The sequence below is a fragment of the Aquabacterium sp. genome, assembly GCF_036279675.1.
Taxonomy (GTDB): domain Bacteria; phylum Pseudomonadota; class Gammaproteobacteria; order Burkholderiales; family Burkholderiaceae_C; genus Aquabacterium.
In genome coordinates this window covers 40,252-66,382 of sequence record NZ_DASUIS010000031.1, presented here as the reverse complement: position 1 = coordinate 66,382, position 26,131 = coordinate 40,252, and the positions used below count along the sequence as shown (strand labels likewise).

The 26,131-nt window shown below is 62.5% G+C and carries 21 protein-coding genes; 6 read left to right on the top strand and 15 right to left on the bottom strand.

Annotated elements, in window-relative coordinates:
• The 5 genes from dusA to acpS form a co-directional block, all read right to left on the bottom strand.
• Window positions 1-729: tRNA dihydrouridine(20/20a) synthase DusA (gene dusA, locus VFW93_RS03220; protein WP_329692544.1), on the bottom strand; the 729-nt coding region annotated here is incomplete at its 3' end.
• Between the two features lie 33 nt (window positions 730-762).
• Window positions 763-2,529 carry a serine aminopeptidase domain-containing protein gene (locus tag VFW93_RS03215; RefSeq protein ID WP_329692543.1) on the bottom strand — a complete coding sequence of 589 codons (1,767 nt, stop codon included), beginning with the start codon at window positions 2,527-2,529 and terminating at the stop codon, window positions 763-765.
• Window positions 2,530-2,543: 14 nt separating this feature from the next.
• Window positions 2,544-5,120 carry a glycoside hydrolase family 2 protein gene (locus VFW93_RS03210; protein ID WP_329692542.1) on the bottom strand — a complete coding sequence of 859 codons (2,577 nt, stop codon included), beginning with the start codon at window positions 5,118-5,120 and terminating at the stop codon, window positions 2,544-2,546.
• A 7-nt stretch (window positions 5,121-5,127) separates the two neighbouring features.
• Complete coding sequence (locus VFW93_RS03205) at window positions 5,128-5,385, bottom strand: acyl carrier protein (RefSeq protein WP_329692541.1); 258 nt, start codon at window positions 5,383-5,385, stop codon at window positions 5,128-5,130.
• Window positions 5,386-5,422: 37 nt separating this feature from the next.
• Complete coding sequence (gene acpS / locus VFW93_RS03200; RefSeq protein WP_329692540.1) at window positions 5,423-5,878, bottom strand: holo-ACP synthase; 456 nt, start codon at window positions 5,876-5,878, stop codon at window positions 5,423-5,425.
• Between the two features lie 308 nt (window positions 5,879-6,186).
• On the opposite strand from acpS, the gene VFW93_RS03195 reads away from it, so the two are divergent.
• From VFW93_RS03195 to VFW93_RS03185, 3 genes are read left to right on the top strand one after another with little or no spacing between them, the layout of a single operon-like run.
• Window positions 6,187-7,377, top strand: a complete 1,191-nt coding sequence (locus VFW93_RS03195; RefSeq protein ID WP_329692539.1) for an acyl-CoA dehydrogenase family protein — start codon at window positions 6,187-6,189, stop codon at window positions 7,375-7,377.
• A gap of 60 nt (window positions 7,378-7,437) precedes the next feature.
• Window positions 7,438-8,364, top strand: coding sequence for an amino acid--[acyl-carrier-protein] ligase (locus VFW93_RS03190; protein WP_329692538.1), 927 nt, complete (start codon window positions 7,438-7,440; stop codon window positions 8,362-8,364).
• A gap of 38 nt (window positions 8,365-8,402) precedes the next feature.
• On the top strand, window positions 8,403-9,395 hold the full coding sequence (locus VFW93_RS03185) for a DUF1839 family protein (protein WP_329692537.1): 993 nt from the start codon (window positions 8,403-8,405) through the stop codon (window positions 9,393-9,395).
• A 1-nt stretch (window position 9,396) separates the two neighbouring features.
• On the opposite strand, the gene VFW93_RS03180 is transcribed toward VFW93_RS03185, so the two are convergent.
• The 7 genes from VFW93_RS03180 to VFW93_RS03150 all read right to left on the bottom strand — a co-directional run bounded on the left by VFW93_RS03180 (window position 9,397) and on the right by VFW93_RS03150 (window position 19,385).
• Window positions 9,397-10,518 carry an enoyl-CoA hydratase/isomerase family protein gene (locus tag VFW93_RS03180; RefSeq protein WP_329692536.1) on the bottom strand — a complete coding sequence of 374 codons (1,122 nt, stop codon included), beginning with the start codon at window positions 10,516-10,518 and terminating at the stop codon, window positions 9,397-9,399.
• Window positions 10,519-10,608: 90 nt separating this feature from the next.
• The gene (typA, locus tag VFW93_RS03175) at window positions 10,609-12,435 is read right to left on the bottom strand and encodes a translational GTPase TypA (RefSeq protein ID WP_329692535.1); all 1,827 of its coding nucleotides are present in this window, start codon (window positions 12,433-12,435) and stop codon (window positions 10,609-10,611) included.
• Window positions 12,436-12,456: 21 nt separating this feature from the next.
• Window positions 12,457-13,500: a tRNA pseudouridine(55) synthase TruB gene (gene truB / locus VFW93_RS03170; protein ID WP_329692534.1), complete on the bottom strand. Its 1,044-nt coding sequence runs from the start codon at window positions 13,498-13,500 to the stop codon at window positions 12,457-12,459.
• Complete coding sequence (gene rbfA / locus VFW93_RS03165) at window positions 13,497-13,913, bottom strand: 30S ribosome-binding factor RbfA (protein WP_329692533.1); 417 nt, start codon at window positions 13,911-13,913, stop codon at window positions 13,497-13,499. The genes truB and rbfA overlap by 4 nt, the downstream gene beginning before the upstream one ends.
• Window positions 13,914-14,083: 170 nt before the next feature.
• On the bottom strand, window positions 14,084-17,188 hold the full coding sequence (infB, locus tag VFW93_RS03160) for a translation initiation factor IF-2 (RefSeq protein WP_329692532.1): 3,105 nt from the start codon (window positions 17,186-17,188) through the stop codon (window positions 14,084-14,086).
• Window positions 17,189-17,247: 59 nt separating this feature from the next.
• Window positions 17,248-18,723, bottom strand: coding sequence for a transcription termination factor NusA (nusA, locus tag VFW93_RS03155; RefSeq protein WP_329692531.1), 1,476 nt, complete (start codon window positions 18,721-18,723; stop codon window positions 17,248-17,250).
• Window positions 18,720-19,385 carry a ribosome maturation factor RimP gene (locus VFW93_RS03150; RefSeq protein WP_329692530.1) on the bottom strand — a complete coding sequence of 222 codons (666 nt, stop codon included), beginning with the start codon at window positions 19,383-19,385 and terminating at the stop codon, window positions 18,720-18,722. The genes nusA and VFW93_RS03150 overlap by 4 nt, the downstream gene beginning before the upstream one ends.
• A 322-nt stretch (window positions 19,386-19,707) precedes the next feature.
• On the opposite strand from VFW93_RS03150, the gene fabI reads away from it, so the two are divergent.
• On the top strand, window positions 19,708-20,496 hold the full coding sequence (gene fabI, locus VFW93_RS03145) for an enoyl-ACP reductase FabI (RefSeq protein ID WP_329692529.1): 789 nt from the start codon (window positions 19,708-19,710) through the stop codon (window positions 20,494-20,496).
• A gap of 37 nt (window positions 20,497-20,533) precedes the next feature.
• Here fabI and VFW93_RS03140 read toward each other — a convergent pair whose 3' ends face one another.
• Window positions 20,534-21,544: a GlxA family transcriptional regulator gene (locus tag VFW93_RS03140; protein ID WP_329692528.1), complete on the bottom strand. Its 1,011-nt coding sequence runs from the start codon at window positions 21,542-21,544 to the stop codon at window positions 20,534-20,536.
• Window positions 21,545-21,610: 66 nt separating this feature from the next.
• On the opposite strand from VFW93_RS03140, the gene VFW93_RS03135 reads away from it, so the two are divergent.
• A complete protein-coding gene (locus VFW93_RS03135) occupies window positions 21,611-22,417 on the top strand; it encodes a glutathione S-transferase (protein ID WP_329692527.1) in 807 nt (268 codons plus the stop codon).
• Between the two features lie 89 nt (window positions 22,418-22,506).
• Complete coding sequence (locus VFW93_RS03130) at window positions 22,507-22,782, top strand: DUF4404 family protein (RefSeq protein WP_329692526.1); 276 nt, start codon at window positions 22,507-22,509, stop codon at window positions 22,780-22,782.
• Between the two features lie 7 nt (window positions 22,783-22,789).
• On the opposite strand, the gene VFW93_RS03125 is transcribed toward VFW93_RS03130, so the two are convergent.
• Both VFW93_RS03125 and VFW93_RS03120 read right to left on the bottom strand, forming a co-directional pair.
• Complete coding sequence (locus VFW93_RS03125; RefSeq protein WP_329692525.1) at window positions 22,790-24,676, bottom strand: ABC transporter ATP-binding protein; 1,887 nt, start codon at window positions 24,674-24,676, stop codon at window positions 22,790-22,792.
• An 11-nt stretch (window positions 24,677-24,687) separates the two neighbouring features.
• Complete coding sequence (locus VFW93_RS03120) at window positions 24,688-26,121, bottom strand: ABC transporter permease (protein ID WP_329692524.1); 1,434 nt, start codon at window positions 26,119-26,121, stop codon at window positions 24,688-24,690.
• Between the last annotated feature and the right edge of the window lie 10 nt (window positions 26,122-26,131).

The following is a 26,131-nucleotide window of genomic DNA, read 5'->3' as shown; positions in this document are numbered from 1 at the left end:
GATCATCACGCCGTCCAGGTGGTCCAGTTGCTCCAGCACCACCTCGTCGGTCTGGATGCCGCCGTTGATGGCGATGGTCAGGTGCGCAAACTCCTGCTTGAGCCGGTGCACCACCTCGTAGCGCAGCGGCGGGATCTCCCGGTTCTCCTTGGGCGACAGGCCCTGCAGCCAGGCATTGCGGGCATGCACGATGAAGACCTTGCAACCCACATCGGCGATGGTCCCGACAAAGTCACGCACGAACTCGTAGTTCTCGATCTGATCGATGCCGATACGATGCTTGACCGTGATGGGCAAACGTTCATCACCTCCGGTGGCGTCCATCATCGCCTTGATGCCCTCCGCCACCAGGCTGGCCTCGGACATGAGGCAGGCACCAAAAGCCCCACGCTGCACACGCTCGCTGGGGCAGCCGCAATTGAGGTTGACCTCGTCATAGCGCCATTGCAGGGCCAGCTTCGCGCACTTCGCCAGATCGGCCGGCTCGCTGCCACCCAGTTGCAAGGCCAGGGGGTGCTCTTCCTCATTGAAGCGCAGGTGGCGATCCACATCACCGTGCAACAAGGCGCCAGTGGTCACCATCTCGGTATACAGGCGCGCATGCTGGCTCAGCAGGCGATGAAAGTAGCGACAGTGTCGATCGGTCCAGTCCAGCATCGGCGCCACGCACATGCGCCATGGGCTGAGAGGTTCAGCCACGGACGGGGCTTCAAGCTTGGGTTCAGACATTCTTCGATTCCGGAAAGCGCAGCACTGATTCGCTCAGATCACTGCCGTCATGGCTGACATGATCTGTGCCAGGCACATCAGCATGTCGTGGCGCACCACCGCATCCGTGAAGACATGGTCGGCGCCCTGGAAAACATTCAAACTCAACAGGCCCCGACGCTGCAAGCCATGCACAACGCTGCCGGCCTGCTCACGCAACATGCTTTCGCCAGGATCACCTTGCGCAAAGATGAAATTCACCCGCACACCCTGGCCGGCCAGACGCCGCAGATCCGTGCCCAGGTCATCCTTGAGCGGCCAGTGCACCAGGCGCCCCAGCTCCTTCACCTTGGCCGACAGCACCATGGTTGCCCGGCTCAACATCACCTTGAACAGTGCATCAAACTTGATCTGCCCCTTGAAGAGCTTGAGCCACTTCTCCAGCGACGCAGCAGACTCCTTGTAGCTGGCTGCGGCCGAGTGCACCTTCTGCGGCGACAGGTCGGCGCCCTCTTCCAGTGACAGCCCTTCCGCGTTGAAGAAGATCAAGGGGTTGATCAGCGTGACAGACGCCAACGGCATGCCATCGCGTGCTGCCTTGAGCGCATGGTAAGCGCCGGCGCATAGGCCGCAGGCATGAATGGTTTCTACCCCAGGCTGTGTGCGCAGTTGATCCAGCGCCGCGCGCACGTCCAGCATGGCCTCATGGGGATAGCTCATGTTCAGTTCGCGCCCGGCACGAACCCCCGCCTCACCGATGCCGGCCAGGTCAATGCGCAGGACCACATGGCCTTCTGCCGCCCAACGCCTGGCCATCGTGACCGACTGGCGACTTGGCCCGATGTGACGCGTGGAGCCCGCGTTCAGAACCAGAATTGCCTGCCCCGTCCTGTGCTGCCCTTCAGCGGGCTGAGTGAGCACACCGAATGCGGGGCCACCTTGTACGAACAGTGCCTGCTCCCGCACATGGCGCACCGCCTGCTGCGGCACGGGCAGCAAGGCTTCATCAGCTGCAGCCAGGCCAGGGGCCAGTTCGGTGCGCGACGACGTGGTCACGGGCGACAGTTCATTCAACCAGCGCAGGCTCACATCGATCATGGCCTGGGGCGCCACCGCGTGATGCGGATCGGCCATCATGCGGACATAGCCTGGCAAGGCCGCTTGCTGCACGACCGCGCCTTGCGCCTCCAGCGCCTTGATCCAGGCGGTGCTGGGTGGCATGTCGTCCCGATCAAGCACGAGCACCTGAGGCGCTGCAGAGCGCGCCAGCGCTGTCAGATCAACGCCAGACAAGGCATCCCTCGCCTCCTGCGTCATCACGTAGCCGCCAGACTGGAACACGCCCGGCAAGGGTTGGGGTTCGCCGGTCTTGCAAGCCGCAGCCTGCAAGGCGTTCAGTTCGCGCACGAAGCCCCGTCCCTTCACCACCGGCGCCACGGCCACGAGGCCCATGACATCGTCTCGTCCCTGAGCAGCCAGACAGGCCAGCGCGACACCAGCACGCACCCCCAACAAGCAGACACGCGTCACGCCAGTGCGCCGCTTCAGTTCTTCGATCGCTTGCCTGACACCACCGACCCAGGCGTCCAGGCCACCGTCAGCCAGGGGATCACCGGCCGAATCGCCTTCCCCCGGGTAATCAAATCGAAGGCATGGCCAGCCTTGCTGACTCAATTGCAAGGCCCACTGGCGCAGGCTGTGATGCGCCGAGACCTCTTCGCGCCCCCAGGTGCTGCACAGCACGACCCCGACATCACGAGCGGGCCCAGTGCCGGCATGCAGACAGCCGAACAGTGGCAGAGCCGAAGCCCCGAAAAACATGGGCTGGGGAAGACTCACAGCGAAGGACCACTTTCCATCTGGATGGACACCTGACCATCCAGGTTGAGGGCACGCAAGCCACCCGACAACACCTGCGCTGTCGAAGCCTTGCCGCGCAGATTCACGCGCAAGGTGCGCGTCTCACCGGGGGACAGGTGGAAGTAGGCGTCGTCTGGCGAGATGCCATCGACGTCCCAGTGCACCGATTGAGCAAAACGTGCCGACACCAGCGTGACCTCAAAGTACCCCGGCGCCAGGCAGCCTGCCGTCGCCTGCAGCCCCAGATCGCGCTCGACAGGCAAGTTCAAGCCCCCTGGGAAGGCATGGGCGCGAGCCAGTTCACGTCCATTTTCATCTCGCAACACGGCCACCAGCACTTGTGCGGTCAAGGGGCCAAAACGATAGGCAAATGACCAGTCGGCGAACCAGTCAAACCAGCTCATCAACGGCCAAGACTGCGCACTGCGCGCAGACAGCTCTATCTCTTTGACGCCCTGCCCGACTTGTGTCGCGCCATGGCGCCAGGCAGTCACTTCCACCGACGCCTTGATCGGCTCGGCGGTCTCGTTCGTGGCATGGACAAACAAGCCATTGCCACCTTCGTCCGTCAAGGCGATGGACAGCGGCTGCAAGGCGCGCTTGAGGTAGTAGTAAGGCGCCTTGGGCTGCCCCAGGCTGTCCACCACACCCCAGCCCGCGCCTGGCCAGAGATCACGCAGGAACCAGATCATCGCCCCCTGGCACACCGAGGCCGCCCTGCGCCATTCCGCGAAGGTGGCAGACATCACTTCGCCAACTGCCACGCGGCCCAGTGCCAGATACCGATCGTGGTCGCTGTAGCGCAAGCGGCCTGGGTCGACATCAAACAGCTGCGCCACGTAGTGATCGCGCACATCTTCGAAATCCCAACCGGCGCCAAGGTCACGCGGGGCACGGGCCTTCCAGGCGGGATGGTGCATGCGCAAGGACAGGCCACCCGGCATGGCCGCCAGGCCGTCAGGCTCGGGCGCATTCGAAAACGCCAGGCATTCCGTGGCGAAACGCACTTGAGCGCGCCGGGCATCATCCAGGGCGCGCATGTAGGCCCCCACACCGTAATAAGAGGTGGTGCCCACATCACCCTGATGCGGAAAGGCGCCGCCGTGTGCACTGGAAGGCCAGTAAGGCACATCGGGTCGACGCTCACGACAGACCTGGGCCAGGGTGTCATGGAACAGTGCTGGCACCCAGCGGTCACGCGTGGCCCCGAACATGGCCGCCTGTTGTTCGACTTCGCTGTTGCCACACAGCACGGCCAGCGCCGGGCGCCCCTGCCATCGCTGACACTGCTGATGGACTTCCTCTTGAGCCAGCGCCACAAAGGCCGGCTCTTCGGGATAGTCCATGTTGGCGAACATCAGCTCCTGCCAGACCAACACGCCCTGACGGTCACATTCGTCGTAGAAGGCATCGGCTTCATAGCTCATCGTGCCGCCCACACGCACCATGTTCATGCCAGCGCGGCGCACCTGCGCAATCGCCTCTTCGTAGGCCGCGCGATCAGGCGCGTCCAGACGGACGGCATCCAGCGGCGTCCAGCAGGCACCGCGACAGAACACGGGCACACCGTTGACGCGCAGCGCAAAGCCATCGCCAGACTGATCCAGCTCGATCGTCCGGAACCCGACTGCACCCAGCGACATGGTCAAGGCCTGCATCTGGCCTGACCCCACGATCTGCAAGGCGCACTCGTACAAGGCCGGCTCGCCATGCGTGTGCGGCCACCACAAGGCCACATCGCTCACCAGGACGTCGCCCTGCCATCGGCCATCTGCCGACACAGACAGGTTCTGTTGCCAGGTCTGCCCTTGCCTGGACAGGATCAACGTGACCTGCTCAAGCTGTGCGCCGGCCTTGGCATTCAAGGTGCAGTTCACACTCAGGCGACCATCAGCACCTTGCACCCTGGGCTGCAAGGCGAGTTCAGCCAGTTCGACCTGAGGCGATTCGGACAACCAGACGCCTCGCCATGGCCCCACCACGGCAGCAGGTGGCGACCAGCCAGGCGTGCGGCCCAGCAAGGTCGTTCTGAACCAGCGCAACTGCTGGTTCTCGATCATGGGTGCACGCCAACGAGGCCTCGGGCGACGCTTGCTCAAAGCCTCGTCCAGCGAGCGAAACACCATGACCAGTTCATTGCCAGACGCCTGCAGGATCTGACCAACTTCACAGCGGTGAGCCAGGAACATGTCCGTGCTGGACAGGATCAACTGGCCGTTGAGCCAGATGTCAGCCACCGTGGCCAGACCGTCCAGATGGAGCAGCAAACCCGAAGGGCCCTGGCCCTCTGCCAGATCGAATCGCAGGCGATACCACCAATCCTCGGCATCGAATCGACGCGGCGGCCCATCCAGCGACCACTGCCCCACCTGCTGCAGGACATCGGCAACCGGGCCCAGCACTGGCGCACTGATCCAGCCGGCCTCGGCGGGCAGGTCGGCAGGCTGGGCAAATTGGCCGGGCGTGGCGCCCAGCAATTGCCATCCCTCTTGCAGCGCGCGAAACGCAGGCCTGCGGTCGGCCTTCAGGCGCGCAGTGTCGAGCAGTTGCACGCGTGGCTCACCCGCCGATCAGTTCCACCACAGCGGTGCGGATCGAGGCGATGCTGTTGAACACATTGCGCTTGAGCATGTGATCAGGGAACTCCACATCAAACGCGCCTTCCAGACCCAGCATCACGTTGACGCTGGCATGGGAGGTCATGCCGGCCTGATAGAGGTCTTCGTTGACGTCCAGCGTGAGGGCGTCCTTGCTCAGGCGGGCGTGGTCCTTCAGAACGGTACGGATCTGAGCTTCGATGGCAGCGGTGTCGGTCATGTTTGAATGCAGATTGAAGTAAACAGGAATTCTGGGGTCACACGGGGACCCGTTGGGGCGAAGTCTCGACCAGCGCCGCCACAATGGCAGCCGCATGGTCACCATCATGCGTCAGGCTCAAGGCCGTTTTCACGATGCCGGCAGAACGGGCCAGGTCAGCAGCCTTGCCATGCAGTTTCAAGACGCATTGCCCGTCCTCAAGACGGAACACTTCCATGTCTCGCCAGGCCACCCCCCTGTCGGCCAGGGACAGCGCCTTGAGCGCAGCCTCCTTGGCAGCGAACCGGGCAGCCAGACGTTCCGTCATCAACGGGAGCGAAGACATCGCGTATTCCAATTCAAGCGGGGTAAAAATGCGCTGTGTGAAACGATCGCCAAATTTCTGGACGGACGCCGCAATTCGGCTGATCACGACCAGATCCATTCCCACTTTCAATTCCACCGCACCTGATTTGACGTCGGATAAAAGAGACGAGGGGAACTCGGGCAACACGGGCAATGCAGGCATATCCACCATATTAGGCGGCCGGGCCGCTCACAAGGCTTTGTATTATCCGCAAAGAATCGCCTGTGTAGCGATCCCTCGAATCGGGATAGCTGCGTGAACTAGGTCACATGCCACACCCCCTAAACATAGGGAAGGCATTGTTCAAACACGATATCCGTTTCCCAAAGCCTGACGTGGCAAGGCATGATCGCGTCTTGATCGCGAACAAGGCCTGTTCAAACGGGCTGGCTGGCGGTAACCCACTCAGGCCGGGGGCCCCCATTCATCGGGTGCGAGATTAATATTCGGCCCTCATGGAAAGTACATTGAAGATGACCGAAAACGCCGATTTTGAAACGCTGCTTGCGGCCGTCCGCCAAATTGCCACCTCGGTGGCAGCCGTTCACGCCAAGGATGTGGACACGAATGCCCGCTTCCCGCAGGAAACCATTGCCGCGTTGAAATCCGCGAAGGTATTGTCCGCCCCGGTTCCTCGCGAATTTGGTGGCCAGGGCCTGGGCATGAAGCAACTGGGTGCACTGTGCGCGGCCCTGTCTGGCGCCTGTGGCTCCAGCGGCATGGTGCTGGCCATGCACTACATCCAGGTGGCGTGCATCGCCCGCCATCATGCAGACAACGCCTTCTTCAAGCGCTACCTGACCGAAATCGTCGAGACCCAACCCCTGCTGGCGTCCATCACCTCTGAAGTCGGCACCTTCGGCGACACCCGCTCCAGCATCTGTGCCGTGGAACGCAAGGATGGCAAGTTCATCCTCAACAAACAGGCCACCACGGGCTCCTACTGCGCGCACGCCGACGCCATCCTGGTCACCTGCCGCCGCGATGAATCCGCCCCCAAGAGCGACCAGGCCCTGGTGCTGGTCCGCAAGACTGACGGCACCCTGACGCAAACCACCACCTGGGACACCATGGGCATGCGCGGTACGTGCAGCCCCGGCTTCGACCTGGTGTCATCCGGCCCTGAAGAACAGATCATGCCCGTGGGCTTTGGCGACATCGCCGCCCAGAGCATGGTGCCCTACTCCCACATCCTGTGGTCAGCGCTGTGGTGGGGTATCGCCAATGACGCCGTGGTCAAGGCCTCCACCTATGTCCGCGGCGAGGCCCGCAAGAACCCCGGCACCGTGCCCCACACCGCCACGCGCCTTGCCGAAGTGTCCGTGCAACTGCAGGCCATGAAGAACAACTGGCAGGCCATCGCCAGCGAGTTCGACGAGATCGCGGCCGGGCCCGATGCCGCAGAGAAGCTGCTGGGCATTGGCTGGGCCCTGAAGATGAACAACCTCAAGATTGGCTCATCCGAGACCGCGCCGCAAATCGTGCACAAGGCCTTGCAGATCGTGGGTATCCTGGGCTACAAGAACGACAGCCCGTTTGCATTGAGCCGCCACTACCGCGATACCTTGTCCGGATCACTCATGATCCAGAACGACCGCATTGCTGGCAAGAGCGCCTCCATGCTCCTGGTCTTCAAGGACGATTGAACCGTCCTGCCCCGACCACCGCCACCTACATTCCATCATCCCTATCAGGCACCCCTTCCGATGAACGATACCGTCAAGCCCGACTTCTACGATCCCAAGGCCTTCTTTGACGGCATGGCCGCCGCTGGCCTGGTCGTGCCTACAGCAGTGCTGGGGACCTTTGGCCGTGGCGCCAAGTTTGAAGAGGTTGTCAACCGGTTCAATGACCTGGTCAACAAGATTGCCAAGGATGACGGCGCCGAGCTGTACGCCTTCCCGCCCGTGATGGACCGCAAGATCATGGAGAAGGTCCACTACCTGGAGACCTTCCCCCACCTGTGCGGCTCGGTACACAGCTTCTTCGGCAACGGCCTGGACGCGCTGCGTCTGGCTCAGCGTGCCGAAAAAGGCGAGCAATGGGGCGAAGAGCTCAAGCAGACCGAAGTGGTGCTCAACCCCGCCGCCTGCTACCCCGTCTACCCCACGCTGAGCGGCACCGTGCCTGAAGAAGGCCGCCTGATCACCGTGCTGAACTGGGTTTACCGCCACGAGCCTTCGCTGGAACCCACCCGCCTGCAGTCCTTCCGCATGCGCGAGTTCATCCGCGTGGGCAAGGCCGAGCAGGTCATCCCCTGGCGCGACATGTGGCATCAGCGCGGCATCGACCTGCTGACCTCGCTGGAACTGCCCGTGAGCTCGGACGTGGCCACCGACCCCTTCTTCGGTCGCGGCGGCCAGATGCGTGCGGCCAGCCAGAAGGAACAAAAGCTCAAGTTCGAGGTGTTGGTGCCCGTGATCTCGGCCGAGAACCCGACCGCCTGCTGCTCCTTCAACTACCACCAGGACCACTTCGGCTCCACCTTCGACATCCGCACGCCGGACGGCGAAGTAGCCCACACGGCCTGCATGGGCTTCGGCATGGAGCGCATTGCCATGGCCCTGTTCAAGCACCACGGCTTCAACCCTGACACCTGGCCTGCCGCTGTGCGTCAGTTGCTGTGGTCCTGATCGACCAGGCCTTTTGAGATCGTGTTTGGGAGACAGTGATGAGTCGCTTGCGTGTGCTGCCCGACATCGAGGCGGCGTCGTATGTACGCAGCAGCCTGCATGGCGAAGACTGCGCCTGGGTCGAGAAGAACTGCTATGTGGACCTGTTCATCGAACTGGTCCACGCCTTGAAGCTGGAGCCCAGGGCCATGTTGCCCTTCACGCTGGCTGTCGACTTTGAAGGTGACCAGTGGACCTTCTTCAAGCCCCAGCACAGCGAGATGCGCCTGCTCTACGGCGTGGACGTGCAGGAAATGAACCACTGGCGTCCACTGATCGAGCACGCCCGGGAACACCTCGCAGCTGGTCACCTGATCGCGGTTGAAGCAGATGCGCACTGGATGCCGGACACCGCTGGCACCGACTACCGCCAGAACCACGTCAAGACCACCATCATGTTGTCTGACCTGGACATGGACAAGCAGCGCCTGGGCTACTTCCACAACGCCGGCTACTACGAGCTGGAAGGCGAAGACTTCCGCCAGATATTCCGCCTGGACGCCGCCGCCGACCCGAGCTACCTGCCCTTGTTCGCCGAACTGGTCCGCATCGACCGCGTGGTGCGTCGCCCCGAGCAGGAGCTCGCCGAGCTGTCACGCGCCCTGGTCAAGACCTATCTGGGCTACCGGCCTGCAGACAACCCGATCCGCCGCTTTGCAGCGCGCTTCGGGGAGGAATTGCCGCGCATGCATGAAAAGGGCTTGCCGCACTACCACGCCTGGGCCTTCAGCACGATCCGCCAGTTGGGCGCCGCGTTCGAACTGGCCGCAGCCAACATCCAGTGGCTGGGGCAAGTAGGGGGGGCAGCACGTGCCGATGCGCTGGCACCGGCCGTGAGCAGCTTCCAACAGATCTCTCAGGGCAACAAGGCCTTGATCCTGAAGGTCGCTCGTGCCGTGAATGCCAAGCGCAGCATGGACCCCAACGAGGTCTTCGGTGACATGGCCAAAGCCTGGGACGAAGGCATGGCCTGCCTGGACGCGAACATCTGATTCAGCTCAGATCCCGCAGCGGGTGACGTGAGGCCGGCCAGGGGCTGGCGAAGAAGGCCTCTACCTCCATCAAGTCCACTTCGGCGATGCTGGCCGGGCGCCAGCGCGGCTGGTTGTCCTTGTCGATCACCAGGGCGCGCACGCCCTCCGCCGTCTCGCTCTCCTTGCCTTTGCGAATGGCAAAGCAGTTGCGCACCATGTCGCGCTCCATGCGGAACACCTGCGCCAGGCTCATCGAACGCGCCCTGCGGATCTGCTCCAGCGTCACGCACATCATCAGAGGCGAATGGCCAGCCATCTGTTTGAGCGCCTGCTGCGCCCACTCGCTGCCATCCGCGCGCAACGAGGCCTCGATGTCGGCCATGGCATGCAAGCTGAAGTGCAGGTTGATCTGATCGAGGTGGCCGGTCACCGTGGCTTCCGGCAGATTGCTCAGTGGATGCGCATCGACGTGCGCGCGAACACGCGCCAGCAGCTCATCACCATCGCTCGCGTGGCGTTGTTTGAAACCCTCCAGCAACGCAGGCAAGCTTGCCGCTTGCGCGTGCACGTCCGCCAGGCCCAAGGTCAGGGCGTCGGTCACATGCAGATGCGGCCCCACGATGCCCAGGTACTCACCCAGCGAACCTGCGCAGCGCGACAGGAAGTAGCCACCGGCCACATCCGGGAAGAGGCCGATGCGTGTCTCGGGCATGGCCATGCGGATGTGCTCGGTCACCACCCGCAAATCGGCACCTTGGGCCAGGCCCATGCCGCCGCCCATCGTGATGCCCTCCAGCCAGGCGATCACCGGCTTGGGATAGGTATGGATGAGGTAGTCCAGTGCGTACTCTTCACTGAAGAAGTCGTCCACCGACAGGTCGCCCGTGGTCGCCGCATCGTAGATGAAGCGGATGTCACCGCCCGCACAGAAGTGCACGGCACCGGCGGGCTTGCCGTTCTCCGCCGGCCTGCCCGAGCCACGCATCAGCACGCCCAGCACGGCCTCGTCCGTAGCCCAGCCCGTGAGCACCGTGTACAGCTCGCGCACCATCTCCAGCGACAGGGCATTGAGGGCCTTGGGCCGGTTGAGCGTGATCACGCCCAGGCCACCGATCACCTCTGTCAGAACCAAGCTTTCCATCAACTTCACTCCAAAAGAAAAAGGGCCGCACCCTTGCAGGTGCAGCCCTCGTATCGTACTAGCCTGTAGAGGCCGATACGTGAATCAGCTTCAAGCTTCGCGCGAAGCACGCTTGCGATCGTGTTCCTTCAGGTGGCGCTTGCGCACACGGATCGACTTGGGCGTGATTTCAACCAGCTCGTCGTCATCGATGAAGTCCACACCGTATTCCAGCGTCAGGTCGATCGGAGGCGTGATCTTCACAGCGTCTTCCTTGCCGGACACGCGGAAGTTGGTCAATTGCTTGGTACGCGTGGCGTTGACGACCAGGTCGTTGTCACGGCTGTGGATACCGACGATCATGCCTTCGTACACGGGGTCGTTCGGCTTGACGAACATGCGGCCACGGTCGTCCAGCTTGCCCAGTGCGTAGGTGAAGATTTCACCGTCGTCCATGGAGATCAGCACGCCGTTCTTGCGGCCGCCGATGTCACCCTTGTGCGGCTCATAGCCGTCGAAGATCGACGAGATCAGGCCCGAACCACGCGTCAGGTTCATGAATTCGTTGCTGAAACCGATCAGACCACGGGCCGGAATGCGGTATTCCAGGCGAACACGACCATGGCCGTCCGGCTCCATGTTGATCATTTCGCCCTTGCGCAGACCCAGTGCCTGCATCACGCCACCCTGGTGGATTTCTTCCACGTCGGCGGTGACCAGCTCCATCGGCTCGCACTTCACGCCGTCGATGTCCTTGAACATCACGCGAGGCTTGGAAACGGCCAGCTCATAGCCTTCACGGCGCATGTTTTCCAGCAGGATGGTCAGGTGCAGTTCGCCGCGGCCGCACACTTCGAAGATACCGTCTTCGTCGGTTTCCTTCACGCGCAGAGCCACGTTGTGTTGCAGCTCTTTCTGCAGGCGGTCCCAGATCTGACGGCTGGTCACGTACTTGCCTTCACGACCCGCCAGAGGCGAGTTGTTCACGCAGAAGTTCATGGTCAGCGTGGGCTCGTCCACCTTCAGCATGGGCAGCGGAGCCGGGTTGATCGGGTCGGTCACGGTCACGCCGATGTTGACGTCTTCGATACCGTTGATCAGCACGATGTTGCCAGGACCGGCTTCGGTCACTTGCACGCGATCCAGACCCTGGAAAGTCAGCACCTGGTTGATGCGGCCCTTGATGGGCTTGCCCTCGGGGCCTTCCATCACAACCACGTCCTGGCCGGGCTTGGCCGTACCCTGGCTGATGCGGCCAACGCCGATGCGGCCCACGAAGGTCGAGAAGTCCAGCGCCGAGATCTGCAGTTGCAGAGGGGCAGTAGGGTCACCCTTCTGGGCAGGCACATGCTTGAGCACGGTGTTGAACAGGGCCGACATGTCGTTGCCCCACTTCTCGCCCGGTGCGCCTTCTTCCAGCGACGTCCAGCCGTTGATACCCGAGGCGTACACCACGGGGAAGTCCAGTTGCTCGTCGGTGGCACCCAGCTTGTCGAACAGGTCGAAGGCGGCGTTGACCACGGCGTCAGGCTTGGCACCGGGCTTGTCCACCTTGTTGACCACGACGATGGGCTTCAGACCCAGGGCCAGGGCCTTCTTGGTCACGAAGCGCGTCTGAGGCATCGGGCCTTCTTGCGCGTCGATCAGCAGCACCACGCCGTCCACCATGGACAGGGCGCGTTCCACTTCACCGCCGAAGTCCGCGTGGCCCGGGGTGTCGACGATGTTGATGTGCGTGCCTTCCCAGCTCACGGCGCAGTTCTTCGCCAGGATGGTGATACCGCGTTCGCGTTCGATGGCGTTGTTGTCCATCACGGTATCGACGACCTTTTCGTGGTCGGCGAAGGTACCGCTTTGACGCAGCAATTGGTCAACCATGGTCGTTTTGCCATGGTCAACGTGGGCAATGATCGCAATATTGCGGATTTGAGTACTCATAGGAAGCTCACTGGTCTGAAATCAAAGAACAGGGTCGGGCTGACGTAGCGCGGCGGCGTCAGCGGTTTCGGGTTGCGTCTGCACGGTTGTCGCCACGAGGGCAGCCTGCACTTCAAGCAAGCCTTGCACCTCGGCGGGACTCAGCAGTCGCGTCGGGATCAATTCACCGGCCTTGATGTGGGCGCTGCCCAGCAAGACACGGCCTTCGCCCTTGCCTTGTCCGGGCAACGGGCCGTAGACGCGAACCTGGGCCGCATCCGCCAGATGGGTACGACGGCGCAGGCCGGTCAGAAAGCGCGCGGCCTCCGACTCGGACAACAACACATCGGGCCAATCATTCAACAAAACATCGGCAGGCTGCAAGTGGGCATCGCGCTCGGGCTCGCTCATGGCTTGCAAGGCCTCCAGCGTCACCGCCCCTTGCAGGCTCACGCCACCGCTGCCTGTGCGGCGCAAGCCGCTCAGATGGGCGCCGCAGCCTAAATGCTCGCCAATATCCTGGGCGAGCGTACGGATATACGTGCCCTTGCTGCAGCGAACGTCCAGCACCAGCTCGTCACCTTGCCAGCGGACGATGTCAATGGCGTGAATGGTCACGTCACGTGCGGGGCGCTCGATCTCGATGCCTTCGCGGGCATATTCGTAAAGCGCGCGGCCCTGATGTTTCAGGGCCGAATGCATGGGAGGGATCTGCGAAATGGGGCCGGTGAAAGCCCGGCAAGCCTGGGCAATAGCGGCCTCGTTCACCTGCTCGGCGGTCACCGGCCTGGTCTGCAGGATTTCGCCTTCAGTGTCACCGGTGCTGGTGGTCTGCCCCAGCTTCAGGGTGGCGGTGTAGCGCTTGTCCGCGTCCAGGGACACCTGCGAAAACTTGGTCGCCGCGCCAAAGCACAGCGGCAACAAGCCGGTCGCCAGCGGATCCAGTGTGCCGGTGTGCCCGGCTTTTTCCGCGCGCATCAGGCGGCGCACCTTCTGCAATGCATCGTTGCTCGACAGGCCCAGAGGCTTGTCAAGCAGGATGACGCCATGCAGTTGGCGACGAGGCTGACGCACGGGCTTGTTCAAGGCTGATCGCCTCCGTCTTTGGTCTCAGACGCGGCGGCTTGCTCGTCCGCATCCTTGGCCTTGTCGGCCACGGCACGGTTGATCAAGGCGCTCAACTCCAGCGCACGCTCGGTGGTGCGATCGAAGTGGAAATGCAGCGTGGGCACGGTATGGATCTGCAGGCGCTTGAACAGGCCGTTGCGGATGTAGCCTGCAGCCTCATTGAGGCCCTTCTCGCACTCGACGGGGTCACCCACCAGGAGCGAAAAACCGATCTTGGCATGGGCGTAGTCCGGCGTCACTTCCACGTTGGTGATCGTGACCATGTTGCCGATGCGCGGGTCTTTCAGGTCGCGGATCAGCTCGGCCACATCACGCTGGATCTGGTCGTTGACGCGCAAACTGCGGTTGGGGGTAGAACGTTTATGGCGCATGGTGAATTTCTGCTGCGAAAACAGGTGCAGTCGGTTGCCGGGCCGCCCCAAAAACGACGATCCCCTTGGGGGACGGATGCCGTCAGGCAGCCTAGGGGCATCGGCCTTTTCAAGCACAAACCCCGCCTGGGTTCAGGCGGGGTTGTTCGGGGGGCAGCCTGTGCGATTGTTTACAGCGTACGGGCCACTTCCTTGATTTCGAAGAACTCGAGGACGTCGCCTTCCTTGATGTCGTTGTAGCCCTTGATGTTGAGGCCACACTCGAAACCTTCGCGCACTTCCTTGACGTCGTCCTTGAAGCGCTTGAGACCTTCCAGCTCGCCGGTGTAGATGACCACGTTCTCGCGCAGCAGACGCAGACGCGCGTTGCGGCGGACCACACCGTTGGTGACCATACAGCCTGCGATCGTACCAATCTTGGAGGCGATGAACACCTGACGAATTTCGGCAGAACCGATGACTTCTTCACGTTGTTCGGGTGCCAGCATGCCGCCCATCGCTGCCTTCACATCATCCACAGCGTCGTAAATGATGTTGTAGTAGCGGATGTCCACGCCGTTGTTCTCGGCCAGCTTGCGCGCACCGGCGTCGGCACGGGTGTTGAAACCGATGATGACGGCCTTCGAGGCAATGCTGAGGTTGACGTCCGACTCGCTGATGCCGCCAACGGCAGCGTGCACGATCTGAACCTTGACTTCGGGCGTCGACAGCTTGAGCAGCGAGGTAGCCAGGGCTTCCTGCGAACCTTGCACGTCGGCCTTGATGATCAGGCCCAGGGTCTGGACATCGCCCTGCCCCATGTTCTCGAACATGTTTTCCAGCTTGGCGGCCTGTTGCTTGGCCAGCTTGACGTCACGGTACTTGCCTTGACGGAAGGTGGCGATTTCACGGGCACGACGTTCGTCGCTCAGCACCATGAACTCGTCACCAGCGCCCGGCACCTCGGTGAGGCCCTGGATTTCCACAGGAATGGAAGGACCTGCTTCGGTGGCGTTCTTGCCGTTTTCGTCCAGCATGGCGCGAACACGGCCGTAGCTGGAGCCAGCCAGAACCACATCACCACGCTTGAGGGTGCCGGATTGAACCAGCACGGTCGCCACGGGGCCGCGGCCCTTGTCCAGACGGGCTTCGATCACCAGGCCCTTGGCCATGGAGGTGACAGGCGCCTTCAGTTCCAGCACTTCGGCCTGCAGCAGCACTTGCTCCAGCAGATCGTCGATACCGGTACCCACCTTGGCCGACACCGGCACGAAGGGGGAGTCGCCACCGTATTCTTCGGGCACGACTTCTTCGGCAACCAGTTCCTGCTTCACGCGGTCGAGGTTGGCACCCGGCTTGTCGATCTTGTTGATCGCCACAACGATGGGCACACCTGCAGCCTTGGCGTGGTGGATGGCTTCCTTGGTCTGGGGCATGACGCCGTCATCGGCCGCCACAACCAGGATCACCAGGTCGGTTGCCTTGGCACCGCGAGCACGCATGGCCGTGAAGGCTTCGTGACCCGGGGTGTCGAGGAAGGTGATCATGCCGCGAGGCGTGTCCACGTGATAGGCACCGATGTGCTGCGTGATGCCGCCGGCTTCACCAGAGGCGACGCGGGTCGTACGGATGTAGTCCAGCAGCGAGGTCTTGCCGTGGTCGACGTGCCCCATGACGGTCACGACTGGTGCACGTGGCAGCGACTCTGCCGTTTGATCTTCGTGTTCTTCTTCCAGGAAGGCATCGGGATCATCCAGCTTGGCGGCAAACGCCTTGTGGCCCATTTCTTCCACCAGAATCATGGCGGTTTCCTGGTCCAGCTGCTGGTTGATGGTGACCATCTGACCCAGCTTCATCATCTGTTTGATGAGCTCGGAAGCCTTCACCGACATCTTGTGAGCCAGATCGGCCACGGAGATGGTTTCGGGAATGTGGACTTCCAGAATTTGCGGCTCGGTCGGTGCCACGAAGTTGGACTGGCTGTCACCACGGTCGCCTCGGTCACCACGACGGCCACCACGGCCACCGCCTGGGGCCTTCCAGCCACCACGGTTGGCGCCGGCGCCCGCATCGGTGCGACCCTTGGCTGGCGTAGGACCGCCACGCTTCTTCTCGTCATTGGCCCAGCTCGACGACAGCTTCTCGGACTTGACCGACTTCTTGTCGCCCGGCTTGGCGCCAGCACCTGCGGCAGGCGCAGCACCGGGGGCAGCCTTGGGCTTGTGAATCGTGCCCTTGATGGCCGCTTCAGCAGGCTTGGGTTCTTCAGGCTTCTTGGCGGTCAGCACCTTCTTGGGTGCATTCATCATCGCGCGGATGGCGGCAGCCTCAGCTTCCGCGGCCTTGCGACGATTGGCCAGATCAGCAGCCTTCTGCTTTTCTTCAGCCTCGATGTCTGCGGCCTTGACCACGCGCACGGCGGTGGGCTTGGGCGCATCGGCCACAGGCAATGGCATGGTCGGTGCCACGGCAGGCGCAGGCGCAGGCGCTGGTGCAGCAGCTTGCGCAGCCGCCTCCTGAACCTTGGCTTCTTCAACCGCGTTGGCGGCCTTGGCTTCTTCTGCAGCAGCCTTTTCGGCGGCGGCCTTGGCCTGACCACTGCGCGAACCACGTTGCGCAGCAGCCGTCAAGGCAGCGGCTTCGGCACGACCGGCTTCCAGTGCAGCAGCACGACGCGCAGCGGCAGCTTCGCGTTCGGCGGCGTCCTGCTCGGCGGTCTTGGCAGCCACAGCGGCCTTGCCGCCCTTCTTGGCAGCCAGTTCACGCTCGGCCAGGTCACGCGCAGCCTGCTCGGCTGCAGCGCGGGCACGAGCCTCGGCTTCCTCGCGCTCGCGACGCTCCTGCTCTTCACGCAGGCGGCGGGCTTCGGCCAGTTGCTCTTCCTGAGCACGCAGCGCTTCAGCCTGAGCGCGCGCTTCTTCTTCCCGGCGAGCCAGTTCGGCTTCTTCCTGGGCAGCTTGTGCCGCGTTGGCAGCTTCATCGCCGCCAGTGGCGTCATCACGCTTGACGAAAACGCGTTTTTTCTTGACTTCCACCTGGATGGTGCGAGCCTTGCCAGAGGCATCAGCTTGCTTGATTTCGGTGGTCGACTTGCGGGTCAGGGTGATCTTCTTGCGATCTGCGCCTGCGGAGCCGTGGGCGCTGCGCAGGTGATCCAGCAGACGCTCCTTATCGGCTTCCGTGAGCACGTCTTCCGGCGCGCCTTTGGGCACGCCAGCAGACTGTAGCTGATCCAGCAGTGTCGCAGCCGGGCGATTCAGCTCCGCGGCGAATTGTGCGACGGTGGTCACGGCCATTGTGTTAATCCTTGATGAGCTTGCTTGCAAATGAGTCGAGTGTTTAAAGCTGGGAGCGATCAGGCAAACCAGTGTTCACGGGCCTTGAGAATCAGGGCGCGTGCTTGTTCATCAGACACGGCGGTGATTTCGGTGAGCTCGTCCACGGCCAGGTCGGCCAGGTCGTCACGGGTGTGGATTCCAGCTTCAGCCAGCTTCGCGATCAACTCAGGAGTCAAACCTTCCAGACCCTTGAGATTTTCCGACAAAGTCTCGACTTCTTCTTCCTTGGCGATTTCCATGGTCAGCAAAGCATCTTTGGCGCGGGTGCGCAGCTCATTGACCGTGTCTTCGTCAAACGATTCGATTTCCAGCATTTCCTGCAGCGGCACATAGGCCACTTCTTCCAGGCTGGTGAACCCTTCTGCGATCAGGATGTCGGCGACTTCCTCGTCCACGTCGAGCTTGTCAACGAAGATCTTGCGGATGGAGTCGGTCTCGACAGCCTGCTTCTGGGCCGATTCCTCGGCCGTCATGATGTTGATGCGCCAGCCGGTCAGGTCGGACGCCAGGCGCACGTTCTGACCACCGCGGCCGATGGCGATGGCGAGGTTTTCCTCGTCAACCACCACGTCCATGGCGTGCTGTTCTTCATCAACAAAAATGGATTGCACGTTGGCCGGTGCCAACGCGCCAATCACGAACTGTGCGGGGTCTTCGGACCACAGCACGATGTCCACACGCTCGCCGGCGAGTTCGTTGGTCACGGCGGTGACACGCGAACCACGCACACCCACGCAGGTGCCGATCGGATCCACGCGCTTGTCATGCGACAGCACGGCGATCTTGGCACGCGAACCGGCGTCACGGGCACAGCTCTTGATTTCCAGCAGGCCTTGCTCGATTTCGGGCACTTCCTGGCGGAACAGTTCGATCATGAAGTCAGGCGCAGAGCGCGACAGCATGATCTGCGGGCCACGGGCCAGCGAGTCCACACCCAGCATGTAGGCACGAACGCGGTCACCGGAGCGCAGATTTTCCTTCGGGATCATCTCGGAGCGCTTCAGGCGGCCTTCGACGCGACCCGACTCGACGATGATGTCACCCTTGTCCAGACGCTTGACGGTGCCGACGAAAATCTTCTCGCCGCGCGACAGGAAGTCATTGAGCAGTTGCTCGCGTTCGGCGTCACGGATCTTCTGCAGGATGACCTGCTTGGCAGCCTGTGCACCGATGCGGCCGATGGGCACGGACTCGATGCCCTCTTCGATGTAGTCGTCGACTTCGATGTCAGGAATCTGTTCCTGGGCTTCGAACAAGAGGATTTCAGCGTCAGGCAGCTGCAGGCCAGCCTCGTTGGGCACCACGTGCCAACGACGGAAGGTCTCGTACACGCCGCTTTCACGGTCAATCGACACGCGAATATCGACTTCACCTTGATACAGCTTCTTGGTTGCGGAAGCCAGAGCGGATTCCACCGCACCAAACACCACATCACGGTCCACGCTCTTCTCGCGAGAAATAGCGTCCACCAACATCAGCAATTCGCGATTCATTTCTTCTGACCTCCGAGTTCTTGCGCCTCATCTACGGCAACATCACCAGCAGCCGGGGTTGCCGCCCGACCACTACGCCCTTTGAAAGTCACTTCAGGCACAAGGCGTGCCTCGCGAATTTCATCGAGCGTGAAACCCAACACTTCATCCACTACCTGCGGCGCAGGGGCAATGCCCTTGGCCAGATCTTTCGCCAGCTTCTTGGCGGCAGTCTTGGACAGCGGCTTGTCCGCATCCGGCGACTTCAGCACCAGGCCCCAGGCCTGACCCGCTTCGATCGCAGCCGGATCGCCATCTTGTGACTCGCACAGGATGCCGCTGTATTTCTTGCGTCCCTGGAAAGGCACCTTCAGGCTGATCGCCACTTCTTCACCCACGAAACGAGCAAAGTGCGCCGGCGTGATCAGCGGGCGGTCCACGCCAGGCGAGGACACTTCCAGACGAGCGTAATCCGCATCGATTGTTTCCAGCGCATACTGCAGCTGACGCGTGACCTTCTCGCAATCATCCACGGTGACCACGTCACCGGGCAGGTCGTAGACCCCATCAGGCAGGCGATCGATGTACACACGCAGCAAACCCTGCGAACTGCGTTCACAGTCCACAATCTCGTAACCGAGGCCGGTCACGGTGGTTTCAACAACTTTGAGCCACGAGGTCATCAACCCTGTCATCCAGTCCTATCAGCGTTTCAATCAGCGCTTAAAAAACAATCGAGCAAAAAAAATGGGCCGGAAGACCCGCCCATTCGTGACAAACACGAGACGTGCTGCTTTCAGCCCTGCTCAATAAACCTGCTTGCAACCTCTCGAACACATTGAACGAGGATTGCGAGAGCTCAAAGCCAGTCTTTCCGCAAAAGCAGCGAATCCCGCATTTTAGCCTGAGGAACGGGCTCGATCAAGAGATTGGGCACAAATTCTCTTTTACCCCTATTGCCATGCCAAAATCCGCGGCTGGTTCAGTACCCCAAATGGAGACCTCATGGGATTTCTCGCTGGCAAACGCCTGCTGATCACCGGCCTGCTTTCCAACCGCTCGATCGCCTACGGTATCGCCAAAGCCTGCAAACGCGAAGGCGCCGAACTGGCATTCAGCTACGTTGGTGAACGCTTCAAGGACCGGATCACCGAGTTCGCCAAGGAATTCGACTCTGAATTGATCTTCGATTGCGACGTCGGCAGCGACGAGCAGATCGACGCCATGTTCGCCGATCTGGCCAGGACCTGGCCCAAGATCGACGGTTTCGTGCACTCGATCGGTTTTGCGCCTCGCGAAGCCATCGCCGGCGACTTCCTGGAAGGCCTGTCGCGCGAATCCTTCCGCATTGCGCACGACATCTCGGCCTACAGCTTCCCGGCCATGGCCAAGGCGGCCCTGCCTTACCTGAACGAGCGCGCCGCCCTGCTGACCCTTTCCTACCTGGGCTCGGAGCGCATTGTGCCGGCGTACAACACCATGGGCCTGGCCAAGGCCTCGCTGGAAGCCAGCGTGCGCTACACGGCCGCCAGCCTGGGCCCCAAGGGCATCCGCGTCAACGGCATCTCGGCCGGCCCGATCAAGACGCTGGCGGCCGCCGGCATCAAGGGCTTCAGCAAGATCCTGAGCGTGGTGGAAGAAAACGCGCCGCTGCGCCGCAACGTGACGATTGAAGACGTCGGGAACGTCGCTGCCTTCATGCTCTCCGACCTGGCTGCAGGCGTCACCGCCGAAATCACCTACGTGGATGGCGGCTTCAGCCACGTGATGGCGGGCAGCAGCGAAGCACTCTGATCACAACTGATCCATCAAAGCCCTGCGCAGAGGTACCTCACTGGTACTTCTGCCTGTAGGCCGCCGGGGTCATGCCCACCATTTTCTTGAACAGTCGACCAAAGGCCACACGGTCCTGGTAGCCGACGCGTGCCGCGATGTCCGGCACAGGCAGGCGCTCCGACTCCAGCAGATCCTTGCTGCGCTCGATGCGCACAGCCTGCAGATACTGAACGGGTGTCATGCCTGTGGCCGCCAGGAAGCGCCGCTGCAGGGTTCTCACGCTCATATGGACGAAGCCCGCCAGCTCATCCAGTGAAAAGGACTGATCACACTGCGCCTCCAGGCGATCCTGTATCAGCTTGATCTCACGATCCGCATGGCGACGCATGCCCAGCGAGGGCATGAACCTGGACTGCGGCCCCCTGCTCATATCCGTGACCAGCAGGCCCGCGAGGTCTTTGGCGGTGCGCCTGTCGGTCAGAAGCTGCACGGCATGCAGGCAGGCATCCACACCCGCCAGCGAGCCGCCCGAACAGATGAGGCCACCTTGCTGAACCAGGTTCTCGCCGGCCTGCACATGCACGTCCGGGTAACGCGCCTGCAAACCATCCGCCAGCATCCAGTGCGTCGTGACGCATTTGTCTGCCAGGCGCCCCGTCGCGGCCAGGAGATAGGCCCCTGAGCACATGGTTACCACCAGCACCGACTCAGGCAGATCGCGCAAGGCGGCCACCAGCACCGGATGACGCTCGACTGCGCGAGGCCCCATGGTCCACATGGACGGCACGACGACCAGGTCCATACCCTTGAGCAACGAGACATCGCCCTCGACCCTGAGCTCGCCATCGGCATGATGCACCGGCAGGCCGTTGTCGCTCACACGCGTCAACTCAAACCGATGCGGCCCCGGCAACTGGTTGCCCATTCGGAACACGTCCATGAGCAAGCCCAGGCTGGCCAGACTGGCCTCCTCGCAGACCAGCACGCCCACGCGGTGAACCCGCCGCCCCGACGATTTGGGCGGCGCAACGGCCAATTTGGCCACATCAGCATCAAAGATGTCCATAACGCCAATTCTAGGGATGACCTCCCTTCACCAGAATGACGACAAGTCACTTTGTGCGCCTTTCTCATGAAAACCAATGCCCCCAGCGGCCTCACGCTTTACACGTTTGCGATGTCCCACTACAGCGAAAAGATCCGCTGGACGCTGGACCACTGCCACATTCCGTATCGTGAAGTCTGCATGACACCGGTATTCCACATGTTGCCCGCCTTGCGCATGGGCAAACGCGGGCAGACCACGCTGCCCATCCTGCAGACACCCCGCACAGCCATCCAGAACAGCCCCCGTATCCTCGACTGGCTGCTCGACAACTACGGGCCACTGGACATCCTTCCTGCCAGCCACCAGCAAGCCGTGCGCGATGTCGAACAACGCTTTGATGCCATCGGCAAGGACGTGGCGCGCTTTCTGTACGCCAACAGTTTCGGCAAGGCCGATGACCACATCCTGCGCCTTTGGACCGACCATGCCAGCGGCAGCCAGGCCGCCTTCCTGCGTGCGGCCTACCCCTTCGTGCGCTGGGCGTTTCGCCGCAAGCTGAGCATCACACCCCAGCGCGCCGAGCTGGCGCTGCAGCGCATCACGCGAGAGATCAACTGGCTGGATACCCAGCTGACGGATGGCCGCTTCTACCTGGTGAACAACCGCTTCTCGGCGGCCGACATCACCGCAGCCGCCCTGCTCGCCCCTATCGCCTGCCCGCAGCAGCACCCCGTGTATGGCGACCCTCAGTTTGCTGCGAGCATGGCCGACGCCATCAAACCCTGGCGTGACCGCAAGGCCCTGCAATGGGTTCGCCACATGTATGACCTGCACCGCGGCGAGTTCACCGGCGGCGCGTTTTCACCACAGCGCACCCGCTTGCGTGCATGAATGATCTGGATCACGTTGATGATGGTGCCATGGCCTAGGCGCGAGAGCCTTCGCTTGGCACAATCAAAGCGTGAACCGGAGAACACCACATGGACAAACAAGAGCTGGCATCGCTGTTGAAGAAGTTGCAGACCGAACTGGAGTCTGGTCAGCCTGTTGACGAACAACTCAAGCAGCAGCTGCAGACGCTGGATCAGGACATCCAGAAAGTGCTCGCGCAAGGCAGCCCCTTGACGCGTGAAGCTGACGACGCCACGCTGGAAGACCGTGCCCAGCAGATCGAAGCACGCTTCGCCGCCGAGCACCCTTATCTGGCCAACACCTTGCGCGACGTGATGGACACGCTCGGCAAGATGGGCATCTGACAAGCCTTCACACCGGCCGCTTGGGCACGGCGGTCAGCAAGGTACGGGTGTAGCCGTCCTGAGGCGATTCGAACACGGCCTGCGCATCGCCCTGCTCCACCACGCGTCCGGCCTTCATCACGGCCACACGATCCGCCAGATAGGCGACCACGCCCATGTTGTGGGTAATGAACAGCATGCCCAGGCCTAGTTGCTGCTGCAACTCCCTCAACAGGTTGAGGATCTGCGCCTGCACGGACACATCCAGCGCAGAGGTCGGCTCATCGCACACCAGAACACGCGGCTCCACCGCCAGCGCACGCGCGATCGCCAGGCGCTGACGCTGGCCCCCCGAGAACTCATGCGGAAAGCGATGGAGCGCATCGGCGCGCAAGCCCACCCGCTCGACCAGTTCGCGCACGCGTGCCATGCGCTGATCCTGTGACCAGTCAGGGCGCAGAATCACCAGGCCTTCTTGCAGAATGTCCTGAACGCGCATGCGCGGGTTGAGCGAAGCGAACGGATCCTGGAACACCATCTGCACGGAGCGGCGCGCGTTCAACAAGGCCGCCGACTGCATGGCAAACAAATCGAGCCGACCGGCACCACTGGCTGCACCCGCATCCAGCCAGGCCTCGCCTGCCACCTGAATCTGAGGCTGCCCGCGCAGCAACTGCACGATGGCGCGCCCCGTCGTGGTCTTGCCGCAACCGGACTCCCCCACCAGTGCCAAGGTCTGCCCGGCATGCACCTGGAACGACACGTCGGACACCGCCTGCACGACATGAGGCTGGCGGAACAAGCCGCCACCAGAAGTAAAGCGCACGCTCAGCCCGCGCACGTCCAGCAAGGGCGTCGAGCTCGACGCGGCGATGGACGAAGACTGAACCGCCTGAGCACCAACAGCCTGACCCGTGCCAGGTGGCGATGCAGACGCATCCGGCGTCACGGGGAAAAAGCACCGCACCGATTGCTGCCCCAGACGCTCCAGCTTGGGCGCCTGCGCACGGCACTGCGCCTGCGCGCGCTCACAACGAGGCTCGAATCGGCATGCGGTAAAGGTTTGCCACAAGGGTGGCACCGTACCGGCAATAGCGGCCAGCTTCTGGCCACGCAGCACGCCATCCGGCAAAGCCTGCAACAGGCTGCGGGCATAAGGATGGCGGGGGCGCTTGAAGAACACCTCGGCTGGCGCCTCTTCGATGATCTGCCCGGCGTACATGAGGGCCACGCGGTGCGCCATGTCGGCCACCACGGCCAGATCGTGTGTGATCAACAGCAGACCCAGTTGCCGCTCGCCTTGCAGTTCCTTGAGCAGGTCCAGCACCTGCTTCTGAATGGTCACGTCCAGCGCCGTGGTGGGCTCGTCCGCAATCAGGAAATCGGGCTCGGCCGCCAGCGTCATCGCGATCATCACGCGCTGCTTCTGGCCACCACTCATCTCGAAGGGGTAGCTGTCGATGCGGCGCTCGGGCTCGGGGATGCCGACGCGCTTGAGCCAATTGATGGCCTTGTTGCGGGCATGTACCCCGCGCAGGTTCGTGTGCGCCTCGATGGCCTCGACGATCTGATCGCCCACGCGCATGACGGGGTTCAGGCTGGTCGCAGGCTCCTGAAAAATGATGCCGACACGGCCCCCACGGATGCGGCGCATGCTGGACTCGGGCAGCGCCAGCAACTCGTTGGGCTTGGCGTCGGGCACCTTGTTGCTCAAGGCCACACGACCACGCATCACACGGCCGTTATCTGGCAACAACCGCATGATGGCCAGCGCCGTCATGCTCTTGCCGCAGCCCGACTCCCCCACCAGGGCAAAGGTTTCGCCACGCTGCAGCGTCAGGCTGACACCATCGAGCGCCTTGACCAGGCCGGCATCGGCATCCAGCACCACTTGCAGATCTTGCAGTTGCAACATGGTCGGGCTCCTCAGCTTGCCGCCGCCAGGCGTTTGACAGGACGGGCAACACGGGCACGCGGATCAAAGGCATCCCGCACCGCATCGGCAAACAGGTTGGCAGACAACACGATGCCCACCATGAACACGAAAGCCGACGCAAAAGACCACCACACCACCGGATCGCGCGACATCTCGACACGCGCCTGGTTGATCATGCCGCCAAAGCTGTTCATCGACGGGTCGACGCCGATGCCCACATAGGACAACACGGCCTCGTACAGGATCAGGCTGGAAAACTCGATGACCGTGGTGATCAGCACCAGGTGCATCACATTGGGCAGGATGTGGCGGCGCATGATGCGCCAGGGGCTCGCGCCAAAGGCTGTGGCCGCCTGCACGTACTCCAGCTCGCGCAGCTTGAGCGTCTCGGCGCGCAGCATGCGGCACAAGCCGGCCCACCCCGTGAGCCCCAGGATCACGCACAGCAGAAAGATCTTCAGGTCGGCCCGCTCCAGACCGGTTTCGAACAGTTCCGGGTGCTTGTCGATGAACACCTGCATCATCAACACGCAGGCGGCGATCAGCAGAATGTTCGGCACCGACGACAACACCGTGTAGAGATACTGGATGACGTCATCGATCCAGCCCTTGAAGTAGCCCGCGGCAATCCCGAACGCCAGCGCCAGGGGAATCGTGGCAATGGTCGCCAGGCTGCCGATCACGAAAGCCGTGCGGATGCTCTTGATGGTGATGTAGAGCACATCGTTGCCCGTGCGGTCCGTGCCCAGCACGTGATAGCCATCGCCCCAGCTCAAGGCCACGCCCCAGGCCAGCAGGAAGCCCAGGCAACTGGCGGTCAGCCAGGCCGCGCGCCAGGCAAGCGGGTTGTCATCACCCATGCGGGAACGCAGTGCCACAAACAGGACCAGGGCGATGCCCGCGCCGCCAGCCGTTCCGGCCAGCACGCGTTGCGCCACATCAGCCGCCCAGCCCTTGTCCGTGTCGGTCAAACCAGCCCCACCATGCTTGAGACGGGGAAACTCACGCTTGGGCAGCGCCGGCAGGCCGTTTTCATCCAGCTCCGGCTTGGCGCCAGCCTTGGGCGGCACGGTTTCCTTGGTGAAGCCATGGGTCGCCAAGGGGCTGGAGTAGCTGTTCTCCCTGCTGGCAATCAACTTGGCCAGCCCCTGATCCAGCACGGATTCGGTGCGGGTGTCATAGGCCTGAGCGCCGCCATTGACGATGGGCAGCGCGCGGCGGAAGTGGAAGCTGTCAGCCAGGGTCACCAGCAGCATGGCCGTCAACACCACAGCAGAGGCCATGCCCGCAGGCGTGACGAACACGCGCTGCCAGGTGGCACGCAAGGCCTCGTCTCGCCTGACCACACGAACATACTGGACCAGGCCCAGCAGCATCAGCCACAGCACCACGTCGGTCCACAAGATGACGGTCTTGAATCCCATGATGTGTCGC

Excerpts from the sequence above, each read along its gene's own strand:
- VFW93_RS03120 (WP_329692524.1), bottom strand. The coding sequence starts at position 26,121 with ATGGGATTCAAGACCGTCATCTTGTGGACCGACGTGGTGCTGTGGCTG.
- VFW93_RS03215 (WP_329692543.1), bottom strand. The coding sequence starts at position 2,529 with ATGTTTTTCGGGGCTTCGGCTCTGCCACTGTTCGGCTGTCTGCATGCC.
- typA (WP_329692535.1), bottom strand. The coding sequence starts at position 12,435 with ATGAGTACTCAAATCCGCAATATTGCGATCATTGCCCACGTTGACCAT.
- VFW93_RS03195 (WP_329692539.1), top strand. The coding sequence starts at position 6,187 with ATGGAAAGTACATTGAAGATGACCGAAAACGCCGATTTTGAAACGCTG.
- nusA (WP_329692531.1), bottom strand. The coding sequence starts at position 18,723 with ATGAATCGCGAATTGCTGATGTTGGTGGACGCTATTTCTCGCGAGAAG.
- VFW93_RS03205 (WP_329692541.1), bottom strand. The coding sequence starts at position 5,385 with ATGACCGACACCGCTGCCATCGAAGCTCAGATCCGTACCGTTCTGAAG.
- VFW93_RS03180 (WP_329692536.1), bottom strand. The coding sequence starts at position 10,518 with ATGGAAAGCTTGGTTCTGACAGAGGTGATCGGTGGCCTGGGCGTGATC.
- VFW93_RS03140 (WP_329692528.1), bottom strand. The coding sequence starts at position 21,544 with ATGGACATCTTTGATGCTGATGTGGCCAAATTGGCCGTTGCGCCGCCC.
- infB (WP_329692532.1), bottom strand. The coding sequence starts at position 17,188 with ATGGCCGTGACCACCGTCGCACAATTCGCCGCGGAGCTGAATCGCCCG.
- rbfA (WP_329692533.1), bottom strand. The coding sequence starts at position 13,913 with ATGCGCCATAAACGTTCTACCCCCAACCGCAGTTTGCGCGTCAACGAC.
- VFW93_RS03125 (WP_329692525.1), bottom strand. The coding sequence starts at position 24,676 with ATGTTGCAACTGCAAGATCTGCAAGTGGTGCTGGATGCCGATGCCGGC.
- VFW93_RS03130 (WP_329692526.1), top strand. The coding sequence starts at position 22,507 with ATGGACAAACAAGAGCTGGCATCGCTGTTGAAGAAGTTGCAGACCGAA.
- VFW93_RS03185 (WP_329692537.1), top strand. The coding sequence starts at position 8,403 with ATGAGTCGCTTGCGTGTGCTGCCCGACATCGAGGCGGCGTCGTATGTA.
- fabI (WP_329692529.1), top strand. The coding sequence starts at position 19,708 with ATGGGATTTCTCGCTGGCAAACGCCTGCTGATCACCGGCCTGCTTTCC.
- VFW93_RS03190 (WP_329692538.1), top strand. The coding sequence starts at position 7,438 with ATGAACGATACCGTCAAGCCCGACTTCTACGATCCCAAGGCCTTCTTT.
- VFW93_RS03150 (WP_329692530.1), bottom strand. The coding sequence starts at position 19,385 with ATGACCTCGTGGCTCAAAGTTGTTGAAACCACCGTGACCGGCCTCGGT.
- VFW93_RS03135 (WP_329692527.1), top strand. The coding sequence starts at position 21,611 with ATGAAAACCAATGCCCCCAGCGGCCTCACGCTTTACACGTTTGCGATG.